At 69.4% G+C, this 16,202-nt stretch carries 14 protein-coding genes and 1 pseudogene; 10 read left to right on the top strand and 5 right to left on the bottom strand.

Translation table 11 applies throughout. The features are described 5' to 3' along the window. Positions 1 to 83 precede the first annotated feature (83 nt). Positions 84 to 374: a hypothetical protein gene (locus tag LEL84_RS10730; protein ID WP_226514028.1), complete on the bottom strand. Its 291-nt coding sequence runs from the start codon at positions 372 to 374 to the stop codon at positions 84 to 86. Then, entirely contained in the window at positions 371 to 2,176 is a 1,806-nt protein-coding gene (locus tag LEL84_RS10725) for a hypothetical protein (protein ID WP_226514027.1), read from the bottom strand. The genes LEL84_RS10730 and LEL84_RS10725 overlap by 4 nt, the downstream gene beginning before the upstream one ends. Before the next feature lie 379 nt (positions 2,177 to 2,555). Between LEL84_RS10725 and LEL84_RS10720 the strand changes: the two genes are divergently transcribed. From LEL84_RS10720 to LEL84_RS10700, 5 genes and pseudogenes are all read left to right on the top strand, one after another. Further along, a complete protein-coding gene (locus LEL84_RS10720; RefSeq protein WP_065629570.1) occupies positions 2,556 to 3,008 on the top strand; it encodes a DUF3151 domain-containing protein in 453 nt (150 codons plus the stop codon). 42 nt (positions 3,009 to 3,050) lie between these two features. After that, a complete protein-coding gene (locus tag LEL84_RS10715) occupies positions 3,051 to 4,175 on the top strand; it encodes an FUSC family protein (protein ID WP_226514026.1) in 1,125 nt (374 codons plus the stop codon). A 48-nt stretch (positions 4,176 to 4,223) separates the two neighbouring features. After that, positions 4,224 to 5,135, top strand: a complete 912-nt coding sequence (locus tag LEL84_RS10710) for a cation diffusion facilitator family transporter (protein ID WP_068971380.1) — start codon at positions 4,224 to 4,226, stop codon at positions 5,133 to 5,135. Positions 5,136 to 5,184: 49 nt separating this feature from the next. After that, positions 5,185 to 6,009, top strand: a complete 825-nt coding sequence (locus LEL84_RS10705; RefSeq protein WP_226514025.1) for a polysaccharide deacetylase family protein — start codon at positions 5,185 to 5,187, stop codon at positions 6,007 to 6,009. A 61-nt stretch (positions 6,010 to 6,070) separates the two neighbouring features. Continuing rightward, positions 6,071 to 7,354: pseudogene (locus LEL84_RS10700) on the top strand (MFS transporter); the annotation flags it as partial. A gap of 8 nt (positions 7,355 to 7,362) precedes the next feature. Here the strand turns inward: LEL84_RS10700 and LEL84_RS10695 are convergent. Then, positions 7,363 to 8,019: a hypothetical protein gene (locus LEL84_RS10695; RefSeq protein ID WP_068971378.1), complete on the bottom strand. Its 657-nt coding sequence runs from the start codon at positions 8,017 to 8,019 to the stop codon at positions 7,363 to 7,365. An 81-nt stretch (positions 8,020 to 8,100) separates the two neighbouring features. Between LEL84_RS10695 and LEL84_RS10690 the strand changes: the two genes are divergently transcribed. Together LEL84_RS10690 and LEL84_RS10685 are read left to right on the top strand one after the other, a co-directional pair. Continuing rightward, positions 8,101 to 9,387: an adenylosuccinate synthase gene (locus LEL84_RS10690; RefSeq protein ID WP_068971377.1), complete on the top strand. Its 1,287-nt coding sequence runs from the start codon at positions 8,101 to 8,103 to the stop codon at positions 9,385 to 9,387. A 329-nt stretch (positions 9,388 to 9,716) separates the two neighbouring features. Next, positions 9,717 to 11,270 (top strand): adenylate/guanylate cyclase domain-containing protein, encoded by a 1,554-nt coding sequence (locus tag LEL84_RS10685; protein WP_226514024.1) that lies wholly within the window; start codon positions 9,717 to 9,719, stop codon positions 11,268 to 11,270. Positions 11,271 to 11,279: 9 nt separating this feature from the next. Here the strand turns inward: LEL84_RS10685 and LEL84_RS10680 are convergent, their stop codons facing one another. Both LEL84_RS10680 and LEL84_RS10675 read right to left on the bottom strand, forming a co-directional pair. Next, entirely contained in the window at positions 11,280 to 11,678 is a 399-nt protein-coding gene (locus tag LEL84_RS10680) for a hypothetical protein (protein ID WP_226514023.1), read from the bottom strand. 235 nt (positions 11,679 to 11,913) lie between these two features. Then, positions 11,914 to 13,506, bottom strand: a complete 1,593-nt coding sequence (locus LEL84_RS10675; RefSeq protein ID WP_068971292.1) for a Na+/H+ antiporter — start codon at positions 13,504 to 13,506, stop codon at positions 11,914 to 11,916. 43 nt (positions 13,507 to 13,549) lie between these two features. Here LEL84_RS10675 and LEL84_RS10670 point away from each other — a divergent pair, with 43 nt between their 5' ends. The 3 genes from LEL84_RS10670 to LEL84_RS10660 all read left to right on the top strand — a co-directional run bounded on the left by LEL84_RS10670 (position 13,550) and on the right by LEL84_RS10660 (position 16,154). Then, positions 13,550 to 13,906, top strand: coding sequence for a UBP-type zinc finger domain-containing protein (locus LEL84_RS10670; RefSeq protein ID WP_068971293.1), 357 nt, complete (start codon positions 13,550 to 13,552; stop codon positions 13,904 to 13,906). 79 nt (positions 13,907 to 13,985) lie between these two features. Beyond that, on the top strand, positions 13,986 to 15,659 hold the full coding sequence (purT, locus tag LEL84_RS10665) for a formate-dependent phosphoribosylglycinamide formyltransferase (RefSeq protein ID WP_226514022.1): 1,674 nt from the start codon (positions 13,986 to 13,988) through the stop codon (positions 15,657 to 15,659). Positions 15,660 to 15,674: 15 nt separating this feature from the next. Next, the gene (locus LEL84_RS10660; protein WP_068970718.1) at positions 15,675 to 16,154 is read left to right on the top strand and encodes a DUF456 domain-containing protein; all 480 of its coding nucleotides are present in this window, start codon (positions 15,675 to 15,677) and stop codon (positions 16,152 to 16,154) included. The last annotated feature ends 48 nt before the right edge of the window (positions 16,155 to 16,202 follow it).

The raw sequence follows: 16,202 nt of genomic DNA, 5'->3' as shown, positions 1-16,202 counted from the left end.
ACAGCATTCTGCCCGCACCCTGAAAAGGGTGCGGGCAGAACTGTTTTCAGGCTTGGAAGGCCCGGTCCCCGCGGCGGCCGGGTTCAGGTGATGGCGAGTCCGACGACGACCGCACCCGCGAGAGCGATCATCACGAGCGCCGCGATCACGACGGCCGGGTCGACACGCGACCGCGATCGCCGCGGCGGTTCGACCGGATAGGGCCGGATCCGGGTGCTCGGTACCCGGTTCTCCCCGAGACGGTTGTCCGCGGCGGGACGCGGCCGCGGCGCCGATGCGGCGGGTGCCACCGGACGGGACGGCGGGGTGTAGAAACCCGGCGTGGAGCGGCCACCCGGTCCGGGCGGCGGGCCCGGCCGGTGTCCGCTCGTCACGTGGGGTTGCACACCTTCCAGTCGTCGCCGTCGCGCTGCAGGTTCAGCGTGACGGTTTCGGGCTGGTCCGGGGCGTTGGTGTGCACCGCGACGACTTCGACGACGGCCTGATCTCCGCCCTCGACGACCCGGACCGCGTTGATTCCCTGCGTCTGTACGAGCTCGTTGCGAGACCGCTGGGCCTCGTAGGTCCGCTCGTACGCGGCGTCGTCGAAGTCGGTGTAGAACGCATTGAGTTCACCGCAGGTGACCGATCGCAGGGTCTCGAGGTCGCCCTCGTAGAGCGCGGTGGTGTAGTCCATGGCCACGGTCGCGGCTTCGTCCGCGGGCGCCGGTGCCTGCAGGCTGCTGTAGGCGAAGATACCGCCGACGACGGCCACGATGGCCACCACGATCGCTGCCGCGGCGATCAGCAGACCCTTGCCGCGCTTCTTGCGCGGTGCCTTGGGGTCACTGCCCGGGATGACCTGGGGCTCGCGGTCGGTGGTCGTCCATCCGGCGGTCGACGCGGCCACGGCCGGCTCCGGGGTCGTCCGCGCGTCGTCGTCGGCCGGCGCGTCGGGCTCGGTCCGGGCTTTGGCGGCGGCGGATGCCGCTACTGCCGCCGGGATGACGGCCGTCGCCGCGTCCGAACCGGAGTCGTCCTCGTCCTCGGTGTCGGTGTCGGCGTTGTCCGGCTCGGTGGCGTCGGTGTTCTCGCCGGTCGGGACGGCGATCGCCTCGGTGGGGGAGTCGGCGTCGGCGTCAGCGTCGGCGGCAGCGTCGGTCTCGGTCGGCGAGTCGACCTCCGTCACGGCCGAGTCGTCTGCGGTCGAGTCGTCTGCTGTCGCCGCGTCCGCGGGGGTCTCGTCCGGGGCAGGCTGTTCCGCGACCGGCTCCGCCGGTGCTGGTTCGGTCTCGACGCCGTCGGCCTCTGCGCCCTCTGCCTCTGCGCCCTCTGCCTCTGCGCCCTCGGCTTCGGCCGGCTCGTCGTCGGCGTCCGACTCGGCGACGGGGTCCTGGTGAGCCTCTGCGTCGTCTGCTGTGGCCTCGTCCGTCGCTGCCTCGTCTGGCGCCACGTCGGTATCCACGGACTCGGACTCGGCCTCGTCGTCGGAGTCACGAGTCGTTCCGGCTGCCACGGCCGCAGCGCCCGCCGCGGCCACACCGGCGCTGACCGCGGTGCCCGTCGACGGGTCCGTGTCGTCGTCGGCGAGCACCGGTTCGGCGTCCGCACCGGTGTCCTGGTCCGACTCGGGTTCGGGTGCGGAGCCGGACTCGGTGGACGCGGCCTTGGCGTCAGAACCCTCGGTCGTGGAGTCGGCGCTCTCTTCTCCGGCGGACGCTGCCTCGGGCTCCGGGGCCGTCGGGTCGATGTCGTCGAGGTTCTCGAGCTCGGCGGCGTCCGGGAGATCCGAGCGACGGATGACGGTGGTCGCGGAGTCGCTCGGGCCGAGCCGGGCCGGTGCCGGCGGGGCGGCCTCGGCGTCGTCGGGCTGGGTCGACACGGTCTCCGCGGTGTCGGGCGCCTCGCTGAGCGGGTCGATGTCGTCCAGGTCTTCGAGGTCCTCGGCGGACGGGAGGTTGTCGCGGTTGATGATCTGGGTGGCGCCGTCGATCCCACGCCCACCTCTCGGGGTGGGTGCCGCGGGTTGCTTCGCATCCTTGTCCGGCGCGTCCTTGTCCGTCGCGTCCTTGTCGGTCGCTGCCTTGCGCGTGGTGGTCTCCTCGGACGTGGACGCGTCTGTCGTGGACTCCGCTGGGGTCGCCTCGGTCGGGGCGGCCGTGTCGTCGGCGGTCTCGTTCTCGGTGGGATCGTCCACGGGTGGCTCGTGACCCTCTCTGCTGGTGCTGGGTGGAGCGGCGTCGGTGCCGGTCGGAACAGTATCGGGGGTCGGCCGCGTGTCCGTCTGACGAGCCCGGCGCTCGTCCCGCACCTGCTTGAGCGTCGACAGTGCCTTGGTGACAGCGGCTCTCGGCCTGTCGGATCGCGCCATCGACTGAATCACCCCGCATCTCGCCCGTGCACGACTACGGCCCGGCCGCCCGGCGTCGCCGTTCAGCGGCGGGCAGCAGGACCGATTGCGCCATTCACCCTAGCGAACGGCCCGGCGGTCCAGCACTAGGGCATTTGATCGAATGGGCGCCGGCCGCCGCGAGCGCACGGCGTCGGAGTCCGCAGGCGGTGCTTGAATAGAGGACATGACTTCTTTCGGAGATCTACTCGGCCCGCAACCCGTTCTGCTCACCGGGGACGACGACGCCGAATCGGACCTGCTCAACGGCGCCGCGCCGGCCGCGGTCGCAGCCGCACACCCGACCGCCTCGATCGCCTGGGCCTACCTGGCCGAGGCGGCTCTCGAGTCGTCGAAGACGGCCTCCGCCGGCGACGACATCGACACCGCCGCGGTGATCGCGGCGTATGCGTACGCGCGGACCGGCTACCACCGCGGCCTCGATCAGCTACGACGACACGGCTGGAAGGGTTTCGGGCCGGTGCCGTGGAGCCATGAACCCAATCGCGGCTTCCTGCGGTGCGTCGGGGCGCTGGCCCGGGCCGCCGAACTGATCGGCGAGGAGGACGAGCACCTGCGGTGCCTCGATCTGCTCAATGACAGCGATCCACGCGCGGCCGCCGAACTCGGCCTCGTGTGATCGCACCGAGTCGACCGGTCACCCGCGGATGACATCCGCCTGATGGCATCGACTGCCGCGAACCCGTCGTATCCGCGCCGGGTGTTCAACGCGATGCCCGCGCCGCTGAAGAACCGGCTGCGCCGGTTACGCGTGTCGCTGGTGCCGATCGTCCAGTGTGCGCTGGCGGCGGGGGTGTCGTGGTGGATCGCGGTGGAGATCTTCATCCACCCCGACCCGTTCTTCGCGCCCATCGCCGCGGTGATCTCGCTGGGCCTGTCCCTGGGGCAGCGGTGGCGCCGGGCCGCCGAACTCGTCGGCGGTGTCGCGATCGGCATCCTCGTCGGCGATCTCTTCATCAGCCTGGTCGGTGAGGGGGCCTGGCAGATCATGGTCGTCGTCGCCCTGGCGATGACGGTGGCGGTCTTTCTCGACGACGGCCCGCTCGTCCCCATGCAGGCCGCCTCGTCGGCCGCGCTGGTCGCGACGCTCCTCCCGCCCGGTGGGGTGGCGGGTTTCCATCGCGCGATCGACGCCCTCATCGGCGGGCTGGTGGGCATTCTCGTGGGTGCGTTGCTGCCGGTGAACCCGGCCAGCCGGGCGCGACGCGACGCGGCGGGCGTCCTGGCGACCGTTCGTGACGCGGCACGCCAGCTGGCCACCGGACTCCGCGAACGCGACGAAGAACTGATCGCGGCAGCCCTCGAAGCAGGTCGCGGGACGCAGGCCGAGATCAACAAGATGCGATCGGACATGACCGGCGGCCGCGAGGTCACCCGCATCTCGCCCCTGTACTGGGGATCGAGGATGCGGCTGGACCGGATCTCGGCAACGGCCGACCCCATCGACAACGCGGTCCGCAACTTCCGGATCATCGCCCGGCGTTCCCTCGGCCTCACCCAGCGGGGTGTCGCGGTGCAGCCGGAGCTGATCGAGATCATCGACGATCTCGCCGGGGCGTTCGAGGTGTTACGCGCGATGATGATGGCCGACCCCGGCGACGAACCCGATCAGGCCGATGCCGCGCGGGTGATCCGCAGCATCGTGCGCAAGGCGCGTGCCGATCTGGTGACCAACAGCGAACTGTCGGAGGCCGCCCTGCTGGCCGAGATCCGGTCGTTGCTCGTCGACCTGCTGATGACCGCGGGGCTCCGCCGATCCTCCGCGCTGGCGACCCTGCGGAGCTGACCCGGCTGTTGCCACATATGCGAAGTTCTGCATATATTGACCGGCATCATGGGGCACTCACATTCGCACTCGCACGCTCCCGCCGCGGCTGCGGGACAGCGTCGGCTCTGGCCGATGGTGCTGGCGGTCGGGCTGATCGGCGGCTACTTCGTCGTCGAGCTCGTGACCGGCATTGTGGTGAACTCGCTCGCGCTGATCGCCGACGCCGGGCACATGCTGACCGATGTCGTCGCACTCGTCATGGGTCTGATCGCGCTGTTGCTCGGCCGGCACGGGCGGATCACCGACACCCGAAGTTTCGGATGGCATCGCGCCGAGGTGTTCACCGCCGTCGCCAACGCCGTCCTGCTGATGGGCGTCGCGGTCTTCGTGTTGTACGAGGCGGTCGAGCGTATCGGTAGCGACCCGCAGGTCCCGGGCCTCACTTTGATCGTGGTGGCCTTGATCGGCCTGCTGGTGAATCTCGGGGTCATGCTGCTGTTGCGGGCGGACGCCAAGGAGTCGATCGCGGTTCGCGGCGCCTACCTGGAGGTGTTGGCCGACGCCGTGGGCAGCGTCGGCGTGCTGATCGCCGGCGTCGTCGCGATGACGACCGGGTGGGGTTACGCCGACATCGTCGTCGCGGTGCTGATCGCGCTGTGGGTGGTCCCGCGGGCGGTGCGTCTCGCGCTCGACGCGCTGCGCATCCTCAACCAGCAGGCGCCGGCCCACATCGACGTCGAGGCCCTGCGGGCCGATCTGGCCGACATCCCCGTCGTCGACGACGTGCACGACCTCCATGTCTGGACGCTGACGACCGGGATGGACGTCGCCACCGTGCATCTCGGCAGCAGCCGGCCCAACGGTGAGGTGTTGCCGGCCGCGCAGGCCGTCCTGGCCCGCCACGGTCTCGAACACGCGACGGTGCAGATCGACCCCGACGACCACCAGCGACGTTGTCGTGACGAGATGACCTGGTGACCGTGCGTCGTGGCGCCGTGAATGTCGGTTATGCCCTACATTTCGGCGAATGGAACGACGCGATTTTCTCGCGGTGCTCGCCGCCGGCACCGTGGGGGCTCTGACCTCGAGCGCCCTCGTGGGCTGCGCGACGCCGGTCCCGGCGGCCGAAATCGACCCGGCCGATGGGCCGTCCACGCCGCCGCGGACGACCAGCACGACGCCCGTCCCGTCGTCGGGACTGTTGCCGCCGGCGGTCGGAACCCGCCGACCGCTGCCCGACGGGGCCATCACCGCACTGCCCGGTCCCGGCCGGTGTCTCGCGCTCACGGTCGACGACGGCGCGAGCTCGGAGGTGATCGGCGCCTATGTGAAGTTCGCCCGGGACACCGGTGCCCGGTTCACCTTCTTCGTCACCGGCTCATTCGACGGCTGGACCGACCACCGCAGCACCCTGCGGCCGCTCGTCGAGTCCGGCCAGATCCAGCTGGGCAACCACACGTGGAGTCATCCTGCGCTCACCGAGCTGTCCTCGCGCGGGGTGGCCGACGAACTGCGGCGGACCAAACGGTTCCTCCGCAACCAGTTCGGTGTCGACGGGACGCCGTACTATCGCCCGCCGTTCGGGTACCACGACGCTGGCGTCGACGCGGTGGCCGCCGACCTCGGTTACACGGTGCCGACCCTCTGGTACGGCTCGTTGTCCGACTCCGGCCTGATCACCGAGAAGTACCTCATCCGTTGCGCGCGCAAGTACTTCCGTCCGCAGAGCATCGTCATCGGCCACGCCAATCACGAACCGGTGACCAAGGTGTATCCGGAACTCGTCGAGATCATCCGAAATCGCAAGCTGCGCATGGTGACACTCGACGACTACTTCGCCGCGGGCCGCTGAGGTCCGACCGCCCCTCCCGTGGCGACGGCGAGGTGCGGACGCCGACCGCAACTTTTCGTTCACGCTGATCGCCGCAAGCCTTCTCGGCACCACCGTCGAGTGGTACGACTTCTTCCTCTACGCGACCGCGGCGAGCCTCGTGTTCAACCAGTTGTTCTTCCCCGACCAGAGCTCGTTCGTCGGCACCCTGCTGTCCTTCGCGACGTTCGCGGTGGGCTTCGTCGTGCGCCCGATCGGCGGAGTCGTCTTCGGGCACATCGGCGATCGCATCGGCCGCAAGCGCACGCTCGCGATCACCATGGTGATGATGGGCGTCGCGACCGCCCTGATGGGTGTGCTGCCCACCGCCGAGACGGTCGGTGTGCTCGCCCCGATCCTCCTGCTCCTCCTGCGCATCGTGCAGGGTTTCGCGCTGGGCGGGGAGTGGGCAGGTGCGGTGCTGCTGTCGGTCGAGCACAGCCCAGACGGCAAGCGCGGTCTGTTCGGGAGCATCCCGCAGATGGGCCTGGCCCTCGGACTCGCCTTGGGCACCGGAGTGTTCGCGCTGCTGCAGGTGGCCCTCGACGAGCAGGCGTTCCTGACCTACGGCTGGCGCATCGCGTTCCTGGTGAGCATCGTCCTGGTGGTCATCGGGTTCGTCGTGCGGTTGAAGGTCGACGAGACGCCGGCGTTCGCCGAAGTGGCCGAGCTCGCCAAGAAGTCCACGGCACCACTGCGCGACGTCGTGGTCCCGCCGAACACGCGCAACACCGTTCTCGGCCTCCTCGCCCGATGGGGAGAGGGATCGGCCTTCAACACCTGGGGCGTCTTCGCGATCGCCTACGCGACCAGCGAACTCGACATGGAGAAGGTCCCGGTCCTGGTGGCCGTGACCATCGCCTCGCTCGTGATGGCGGCCCTGCTCCCGTTCTCCGGACTGCTCACCGACAGGTACGGCGCCAAAACGATCTACCTGATCGGGATCACCGCCTACGGCGTCGCGGTCTACCCGGTGTTCGCGCTGTTCGGGACCTCGAACCTGCTGTGGTTCACCGTGGGACTGGTGATCGTCTTCGGGGTGATCCACGCACTCTTCTACGGCGCGCAGGGCACCCTGTTCGCGAGCCTGTACCCGACCCCGGTGCGCTACACCGGACTGTCGGTCGTCTACCAGTTCTCCGGCATCTACGCCTCGGGTCTGACGCCGCTGATCCTCACCGCGCTGATCGGGGCGGCCGGCGGGTCACCGTGGCTCGCCGCCGGTTACCTCGTGCTGACCGCGATCATCAGCGTCGTGGCCACGACGCTCATCCGGCGCGACGATCTCCACCTCACGACGGGCCCCCAGGCGCGGCCGGTCGCCTGAGTCCCGGATCAGGGGCGCACCAGCAGGAGATCGGTGACGTGGCGGTAGAACGTCGAGCGCTTGAGCACGCGCGGGTTCACGACGCCCTCGCGCTCGACGACGACGTTGGTCCCGCCCGTCTGACACGCGCGCCCGGTGAACCACTTGCCCGGCAACAACATCCGCTCCACCTGCGCGCGGAGGCCGGGTGCGGTCAGGGTCGGTTCGATGAGGATCGAACGCACCTCGCCGTCGAAGAGGCGCTCGTTGTCGACGTAGGTCTCACCGTGCAGCTTCGCGCCCTCGGCGCCCAGGTGACGCGCGCTGCCGACGATGACGGTCGCGGCGTCGTCGCGGACGAGCGGCACCGCGACCGCGGTGCCGTGCTCGGCGAGCTCGCGGGCCGCCGGCCCGTGCGGCAACCGGTAGCGACGCGTCGCGGGCGTGGCCTCGGCGGAGACGTATGCGATCTCGACGTCGAGTCGTTCGGTGACCATCAGTGCGGCCAGCACCTGGGACAGGAAGATGTCGTTCTCGTGCGCCACGGTCGGTGCGAAGCGCTCCGCGACGCGCGGCTCGACGACGAGTCGGGTGACGTCGGGATCGGTGAGGGCGTCGGCGACCGCGGCGCGGACGGCCTTCTTGTCGTCGGCGCGGCTGGTCTGGCTCAGAAGGGCAAACGGCACGCGGATAGCGTATCGAGCGCGCCGACCCAGTAGTGTTGGTCAGGTTTGGTCCCAAGCGCGCCACACAAAGGAGTACCGGACATGGCCGCGATCGTGCTTATCGGAGCCCAGTGGGGTGACGAGGGCAAAGGCAAAGCGACCGACCTCCTCGGAGGCCGGATCAACTGGGTTGTCCGCTACCAGGGTGGCAACAACGCCGGGCACACCGTCGTACTCCCCACCGGGGAATCCTTCGCGCTGCACCTCATCCCGTCCGGCATCCTGACGCCCGGCGTGCAGAACGTCATCGGCAACGGCGTGGTCGTCGACCCCGGCGTGCTGCTCACCGAGCTCGGTGGCCTCGAGGACCGCGACGTCGACACCTCCGGCCTGCTGATCTCCGCCGATGCGCATCTGCTCATGCCATACCACGTCGCGATCGACAAGGTCACCGAGCGTTTCCTGGGCAACAAGAAGATCGGGACCACGGGCCGCGGCATCGGTCCCTGCTACCAGGACAAGATCGCTCGCGTCGGCGTGCGCGTCGCCGACGTCCTCGACGAGAAGATCCTCACCCAGAAGGTCGAGGCGGCGCTCGAGCTGAAGAACCAGATCCTGGTCAAGATCTACAACCGCAAGGCCCTCGACCCGGCGCAGGTCGTCGACGAGGTCCTCGGGCAGGCCGAAGGATTCAAGCACCGCATCGCCGACACCCGGCTGCTGCTCAACCAGGCCCTGGAGAGCGGCGAGACGGTGCTGCTCGAGGGCTCCCAGGGCACCCTGCTCGATGTCGACCACGGCACCTATCCGTATGTGACGTCGTCCAATCCGACCGCCGGCGGCGCCGCGGTCGGCGCCGGCATCGGACCCAACAAGATCACCACCGTCCTGGGCATCCTGAAGGCCTACACCACGCGCGTGGGCTCCGGGCCGTTCCCCACCGAACTCTTCGACGAGTGGGGCGCCTACCTCGCCAAGACCGGCGGCGAGGTGGGTGTCACCACCGGTCGCGCTCGCCGCTGCGGCTGGTTCGACGCCGTGATCGCCCGCTACGCGACCCGCGTCAACGGCATCACCGACTACTTCCTCACCAAGCTCGACGTCCTCTCCAGCCTCGACACCGTGCCGATCTGCGTGGCCTACGAGGTCGACGGTGAGCGCGTCGAGGAGATGCCGATGACCCAGACCGGCTTCCACCACGCGAAGCCGATCTACGAGGAGATGCCCGGCTGGTGGGAGGACATCTCCCAGTGCAAGACCTTCGACGAACTGCCCCAGAACGCGCAGAACTACATCCTGCGGCTCGAGGAGCTCTCGGGTGCGCACATCTCGTGCGTGGGCGTGGGTCCGGGACGGGACCAGACGATCGTGCGGCGCGAGATCGTCTGACCCTTCGCTCCTGGGGTTTCGGCGGCTTGGCGGCCGTCGAGGTCTACGAAAGAACACCCGTGAGCGTCTGATTTCATGCTCCCTGAGGTGCGAGCGAAGCGAGCCACGAAGGGCTCGCAACGTGTCTCACCAGGCCCTTCGTGGCTCGTCGCTTGCGCTCCTCGCACCTCAGGGGCCAGTGGGGCGGCGGGCAGTTGCTTGCGCTCCTCACACCTCAGGGAGCAATGGGGTCGCTTTCTTCGGATTAGAGAGCAGGTTTGGGGCGGGGTGATGCTCCGCTCGGCGAGCTCGTCGCGGAATCGCGGTCGGCTCGTGATTAGCTAGTGCCCATGCGTGCCAAGCGGGGGAGTCGCGACTACGGGTCCATCCTGCTCGGCTCCGTCGGCGAGAGCTCGGTCAAACAGCGGGTCCGCATCCAGACGCTGCTGACCGCGTCGATCGTGGTGGCCAACCTGTTCGGGGCGATCGTCGCGATCGCGCTCACCGCGGTCGGCATCCCGCAGCCGACCATCTTCACCGCTGAACTGTGGTGGGTCAACTTCATCGTGGTGCCCGTCTACATCACCGCAGCCTTCGTCGTGGGAATCGGATGGGGCACCTACGTCGGCGTCCGTGATCTGCGCTGGGCGATCCGCGACGTCGCGCCGACCAAGCGCGATGCCCGTCGGACGATGCGGCTGCCGTGGCGGTTGTCACTGGTGCAGGGATTCCTGTGGGGCATCGCCACCGTGATGCTCACCATCATGTACGGGATCGTCGACCCGCAGCTGATCCCGAAGACGCTGTTCGTGGTGAGCCTCAGTGGCGTCGTGGTGGTGGCGATCTCGTATCTGTTCATCGACTTCACGCTGCGTCCCGTTGCGGCGGAACTGATCTCGGCCGGACACCGTCGACGCAAACGCACCGGTGTGAAGGCGCGCTCGGTCGTCTCGTGGATGGTGGGTTCGGCGATCCCGATCATCGGCATCCTGCTGGTGCTGGCCTTCGGGCTCGCGCGGGACGAGACCTCCAAGCTCGACCTGTTCGTCGGGGCCACGGTCCTCGGGGTCACCGCACTCTTCACCGGCCTGCTGCTGACGCTGCTGTCGAGCATGAGCGTCACCGGCCCCATCCGCAGCGTGCGCGCCGGGATGAACCGCGTGAGCGACGGTGACCTCGACAACGCCGACCTCGTCGTCTACGACGGCACCGAACTCGGCGACCTGCAGGTCGGTTTCAACTCGATGGTCGCCGGACTCCGTGAGCGAGAACGGATACGGGACCTGTTCGGGCGGCACGTGGGCCACGAAGTCGCTGAGGCGGCCATGTCGTCGAACCCGGAACTCGGTGGGACCGAACGCCTCGCCGCCACGCTGTTCGTCGACGTCATCGGATCGACGACACTTGCCGCACAGCGCCGTCCGACCGAGGTGGTCGAGATTCTCAACAAGTTCTTCGCGGTCATCGTGCGGGCGGTCGAGGAACACGACGGCCTGGTGAACAAATTCGAGGGCGACGCGGTGCTCGCCATCTTCGGTGCACCCATCGACCTCGACGACGCCGCCGGCAGCGCTCTTGCCGCCGCTCGCGACATCGCCCGTGGCCTGGCCGAGGAGGTGCCCGACCTGTCGGCCGGGGTCGGGGTCAGCCACGGGGCCGTGGTCGCCGGGAACGTCGGTGCCATCGAGAGATTCGAGTACACCGTCATCGGTGACCCGGTCAACGAGAGTGCCCGCCTGTCGGAACTGGCCAAACGGGATCCGCGGCGGCCGTTGGCCTCCGGACGGGCGGTCAAGGCCGCGCAGCGGGACGAGGCCGAGCGGTGGGAGGAGCAGGAGACCACCTCGCTGCGCGGCCGGACCGAGGAGACGACCGTGTTCGCCGCATTTGTCGACGACGAGTGAGGGTCTCGCTCAGCCGATCGCGTCTTCGGAGCTGATCAACCGCCCGTCCGGGCCGACGATGCTCAGGCCCAGTCCGTCGAAGACAGAGTACTTGTACCCGTTGTTGTAGGCGACGTAGTAGTGACTGCCGCTGCCGTTCTCCTGCACGTGCACCTCGGACACCGGGATGCACAGGGTGTTCCCACTCGAACGCGCGACACCCCGGTACTCGAGGGTGCCGTCGGCGCGCCACTGACAGATCGACGCCGCCGACCGGTCGGTGACGACGGAGGTGACGGTCCGTTGTCCGGCATCGCAGGACGGTGCCGAGGGCGCGGCAACCGCGGTCGAGGTGCCGACGGCGAGCGCGCCGGCGGTGAGAACGAGGGAAGCGCCGGCAGTGGCCAGGCGGGTGATGGTCGTGTTCATGAGAGCGAAGGTAGGACAGGGCTTGTCGAGTGGGAATGGGCAGAACTCCCCGGGTTCGTTCGGATGGGGGACCCTTCGAGACGCCCTCCGCAAGCTCCGGGCTCCTCAGGGAGCGACGGGGGTGTCGCCCGCAAGCTCCGGGCTCCTCAGGGAGCGAGGGGGGTGTCGCCTGCAAGCTCCGGGCTCCTCAGGGAGCGAGGGGGTGTCGCCTGCAAGCTCCGGGCTCCTCAGGGAGCTAGGCGTCCCGGTCGCCCTGTCCCTCGGCGAAGTCGAGCCGGCGCAACGCGATTCGCAGGACCTCGTCGTCGATGCGTCCAGCGTCGCGTTCGGCGATGAAGACCGCGCGCTGGATCTGCAGGATCTCCGTCCGGAGTCGTGCCCCGGCGGACGTCGGACTCTCACCGAGATCCTCGGGACCCCGGCCGAGTTCCTCCCAGGCCACATTGCGCTGCGTGGTGATCCACTTGCGCAGCATCGCCACCTGGAGCCGGCGCGGATCGTCGTCGGACAGTTCCGCGGCGTAATCGTCGAGGCGCCGTTCGGATTCCCGGGACGCACGGTCCTGCGCGGCCGCATACGCCAGCCGGTCCTGGGCGCGCTCGTCGCCGCTCACCCCGAGGAAGCGGATGACCCAGGGCAGGGTGGTGCCCTGGATCAGCAACGTCCCCACCACGACCACGAAGGTCAGGAACAGGATCTCGGCGCGGGCGGGGAACGGTTCGTTCGTCTCGGTGTAGACGGGGATGGCGAACGCGGCGGCCAGTGACACCACGCCACGCATACCGGCCCAGGAGACGACGAACACCGACGCCGGACTCGGCGGCGGCTCGCGGTCGCGGATCCGTCGCGAGAGCAGTCGGGGCAGATAGGTCGCCGGGTAGACCCAGACGATGCGCACGAGGATCGTCGCTGCCAGGACCGCCGCGGCGTCGATGGCGATCTGCGTCCACGACTTGTTCTCGACACCCTCGATGAGCATGGGCAGCTGGAGCCCGATGAGCAAGAAGACGAACGACTCGAGGATGGTGTCGATCGACTTGCGCACCGCCTCGTCCTGCAGGCGCGTCGCATAGCCCAGCCGCACCGATCGGTGGCCGAGGTAGAGACCGGCGGTGACCACCGCGATGACACCCGAACCGTGCAGTTCCTCGGCCGCGTAGTACGTGGCGAACGGGACGATGATGCCGATGGCGGTCTCCATCGGCGGGTCGGTGAGCCAGACACGCACCCAGGACACGACCACCCCGACGAGGAGGCCCACGATCAGGCCGCCGAGGGCGGCCACCGCGAACGTCAGGACCCCTTCGCCGACCGTCGCGGTGGCCCCCACCGCCGCGGCGAGCGCGATCCGGAACGCGGTGAGGGCCGTCGCGTCGTTGAGCAGGCTCTCGCCGCCGAGCAGCGTCATCATCCGGCGCGGCAGACCGAGCCGGCGGCCGATCGCCTGCGCCGACACCGCGTCCGGCGGCGCGACGACCGCACCGAGGACCAGTGCCGCGGCGAGCGGGAGATTGGGGACGACGAGGTATGCGACATATCCGACCACCAGGGTCGTCACCAGCGGCAGGCCGACCGCCAGGAATCCGATCGCACGCCAGTTGGCGCGGAACGCCTGATACGAACTCTCCTGCGCGGCCGAGTACAGCAGCGGCGGCAGGATGAGGAAGAGCACGAGCTCGGGTTCCAGGGCCACCGAGGGCAACTCGGGAATCCATGCGATCCCGAGACCGACGGTGACCAGCACCAGCGGCGAGGACCAGCCATAGCGACGACACAACGCGGCGACCGCCACGGCGATGACCGCGACCAGCAGTAGCGATGCGCCCATTCGAGCGACTCTAATCGCGCCGGCCCGATGGATAATGTCGGGCATGAAGATCTTTCGGCGGAAGTCATCGGCCGCGGCCGCGTCCGGGCCGGCGGGGTCCGGTTCCGACGCCTCGAGCACGGCGCGCTGCGTCGAACTGGAGTCGTTCGACGCCGCGCCGGCCGCCGACCCGGCGCCGGCATCGGGCGACGACCGCAGTTGCCAGGACTGTGTCGCGATCGGCGAGACCCACTGGGCACATCTGCGGAAGTGCCTGACGTGCGGGCACATCGGTTGTTGCGATTCGAGCCCGCGACGACACGCGACCGGTCACTTCCACGAGACCGGGCACCCGGTCATGCGTTCGGCCGAGCCGGGCGAGGTGTGGCGGTGGTGCTTCGTGCACGAGGTGACGGGATGACCACCCGACGGTCCTTGGTGTGTTCGACGAGGTGGAGGAGTGCGCCGGGATCTGTGCTGGCGGCAAGTAGGATTTGAGGATGACGTCGAACAGCGAGAGTGCGACCAGCGCAGCCCAGCCGGCGCCGACGACCGGGCCGCCGGACGTCATCGGCACGCCGCTGAGTCCGACCGCGACCAAGGTGATGGTCCTCGGAGCAGGTGAACTCGGCAAAGAGGTCGTGATCGCGTTCCAGCGCCTGGGCGTCGAGGTCGTCGCCGTCGATCGCTACGCCGACGCGCCCGGCCACCAGGTCGCCCACCATGCCGAGGTCATCGACATGACCGATCCCGCCGCCCTGCACGCGGTCATCGACAAGCATCGTCCCGCGTACGTGGTGCCCGAGATCGAGGCGATCGCCACCGAGGCCCTCGTCGACGTCGCCGAACGCGGTATCGCCGAGGTCATCCCGACCGCGAGCGCTGTCGTCGCCACCATGAACCGCGAGGGAATCCGACGTCTCGCCGACGAGGAACTCGGGCTGCCGACATCGCCGTATCTCTTCGCCGACACCCTCGAGGAGGTCACCGTCGCGGCCCGCCAGGTCGGGTTCCCGTGTGTGATCAAGCCCGTCATGTCGTCGTCGGGCAAGGGGCAGTCGGTCGTGCGGGGCCCCGAGGAGCTGGCGTCGGCGTGGGAAACCGCGAACACCGGCGGTCGGGTACAGGGCAGTCGCGTCATCGTCGAGGGTTTCGTCGAATTCGATTACGAGATCACCCTTCTCACGGTCCGGGCGATCGATCCGGCCACCGGCCGGCTCACGTCGCACTTCTGTGCACCCATCGGCCACCGGCAGATCAACGGCGACTACGTGGAGAGCTGGCAGCCGCATGAGATGAGCACCGACGCGCACGCCTCGGCGACCTCGATCGCGGCGCGTATCGCCACCGCCCTCGGTGACGGAAAGCTGGCCGGGCGCGGCGTTTTCGGCGTCGAACTGTTCGTCAAGGGCGACGACGTCTACTTCTCCGAGGTCAGCCCGCGACCCCATGACACCGGCCTCGTCACGATGGCGACCCAGCGACTGTCCGAGTTCGAGATGCATGCCCGCGCGATCCTCGGTCTCCCGGTCGACGTCACGCTCGCGTCCCCGGGTGCCTCGGCCGTCATCTACGGACAACTCGACGAGCCGGCAATCGGTTTCGAGAACGTCGCCGCCGCACTTGCCGTACCCGAGACCGACATCCGGTTGTTCGGCAAGCCCGAGAGCTTCCACCGCCGGCGCATGGGCGTGGTCACCGCGACAGCCGACGACGTGCCGGTCGCGCGTGAGCGTGCCGTCCGCGCCGCGTCGCTCGTCACACCCGTGCCGGGCCGCCCGGCCGTTCGCAAGGCCACCACCCTTCCACCGACCCCGCCCCCGGCGCCTCCGCGACGCCCCGGGCCACCGCCCGGCCCGCCGCGCGGACCCGCGGGTCCGCCTCCCGGTGTACCGAAACCACCGGGTGCGCCGCTGGGACCGCCGCCCGGTCGTCCGGGACCGCCGCCCGGGCCCCGGCCACCCGCACCGCGGCCGGCCGGGGGGCCGCGCCCGGTACCGCCCGCGCCGATCCCCCCGTCGGGGACCCCGCCGCGTCCGGCGGGCCCGCCGCCACGGCCGGCCCCGCACGAACAGGCCCCGCACGAGCAGGCACCGGCGATGACCTCGATGGTCAAGACCGACGACCGGTCCGCCGACGCGCGCCCCGGTGCGTCGTCGAAGCCCGGCGAGTGATCGGACGAGGTCCGGGTGCCGTTCTGGGGTGAGCTGCTGGTCGCAGCGGTGATCTTGGTGGGCCTGGTGGGCATCGTCGTGCCGATCCTGCCCGGCACGTTGCTCATCGTCGGCGCGCTGTTCGTCTGGGCGCTCGTCGTGGGTGGTTGGGCCTGGTCGGTGTTCGCATTGGCTCTCGTCGTCATCGGCGTCGGCGAGGTGCTCAAATACCTGATCGCGGGCCGGTCGCTGCGCGCGGACGCGATCCCGAACCGCACGATCGTGGTCGGCGGCCTGGTCGGCATCGTCGGCTTCTTCGTCGTCCCCGTCATCGGCCTGCTGCTCGGCTTCATCGTGGGTGCGCTGGCATCGGAACTCGTCCGCACGCGCAGCTTCGACGGCGCGTGGCGGGGCGCCTTCTCGGCGCTGAAAGCGGCGGTGAAGACGATCGGCATCGAACTCCTCTTCGCGCTGATCGCGACCGGCATCTGGACCGGCGGCGCCTTCACCTGGTGACCGAACGGGTCGCGGCACCGGTCGTGACCTGCCACTATCGGATCTTGT

Origin of the sequence: Gordonia sp. WA4-43 (assembly GCF_020520305.1) — a bacterium.
GTDB classification, from domain to species: Bacteria; Actinomycetota; Actinomycetes; order Mycobacteriales; family Mycobacteriaceae; genus Gordonia; species Gordonia hongkongensis.
This window is presented reverse-complemented; position numbering and strand designations above follow the sequence as displayed.

Bases quoted from the DNA above. Each gene is read 5' to 3' on its own strand.
- LEL84_RS10720 (WP_065629570.1), top strand. From the start codon at position 2,556: ATGACTTCTTTCGGAGATCTACTCGGCCCGCAACCCGTTCTGCTCACC.
- LEL84_RS10715 (WP_226514026.1), top strand. From the start codon at position 3,051: ATGGCATCGACTGCCGCGAACCCGTCGTATCCGCGCCGGGTGTTCAAC.
- LEL84_RS10710 (WP_068971380.1), top strand. From the start codon at position 4,224: ATGGGGCACTCACATTCGCACTCGCACGCTCCCGCCGCGGCTGCGGGA.
- LEL84_RS10705 (WP_226514025.1), top strand. From the start codon at position 5,185: ATGGAACGACGCGATTTTCTCGCGGTGCTCGCCGCCGGCACCGTGGGG.
- LEL84_RS10690 (WP_068971377.1), top strand. From the start codon at position 8,101: ATGGCCGCGATCGTGCTTATCGGAGCCCAGTGGGGTGACGAGGGCAAA.
- LEL84_RS10685 (WP_226514024.1), top strand. From the start codon at position 9,717: ATGCGTGCCAAGCGGGGGAGTCGCGACTACGGGTCCATCCTGCTCGGC.
- LEL84_RS10680 (WP_226514023.1), bottom strand. From the start codon at position 11,678: ATGAACACGACCATCACCCGCCTGGCCACTGCCGGCGCTTCCCTCGTT.
- LEL84_RS10675 (WP_068971292.1), bottom strand. From the start codon at position 13,506: ATGGGCGCATCGCTACTGCTGGTCGCGGTCATCGCCGTGGCGGTCGCC.
- LEL84_RS10670 (WP_068971293.1), top strand. From the start codon at position 13,550: ATGAAGATCTTTCGGCGGAAGTCATCGGCCGCGGCCGCGTCCGGGCCG.
- purT (WP_226514022.1), top strand. From the start codon at position 13,986: ATGACGTCGAACAGCGAGAGTGCGACCAGCGCAGCCCAGCCGGCGCCG.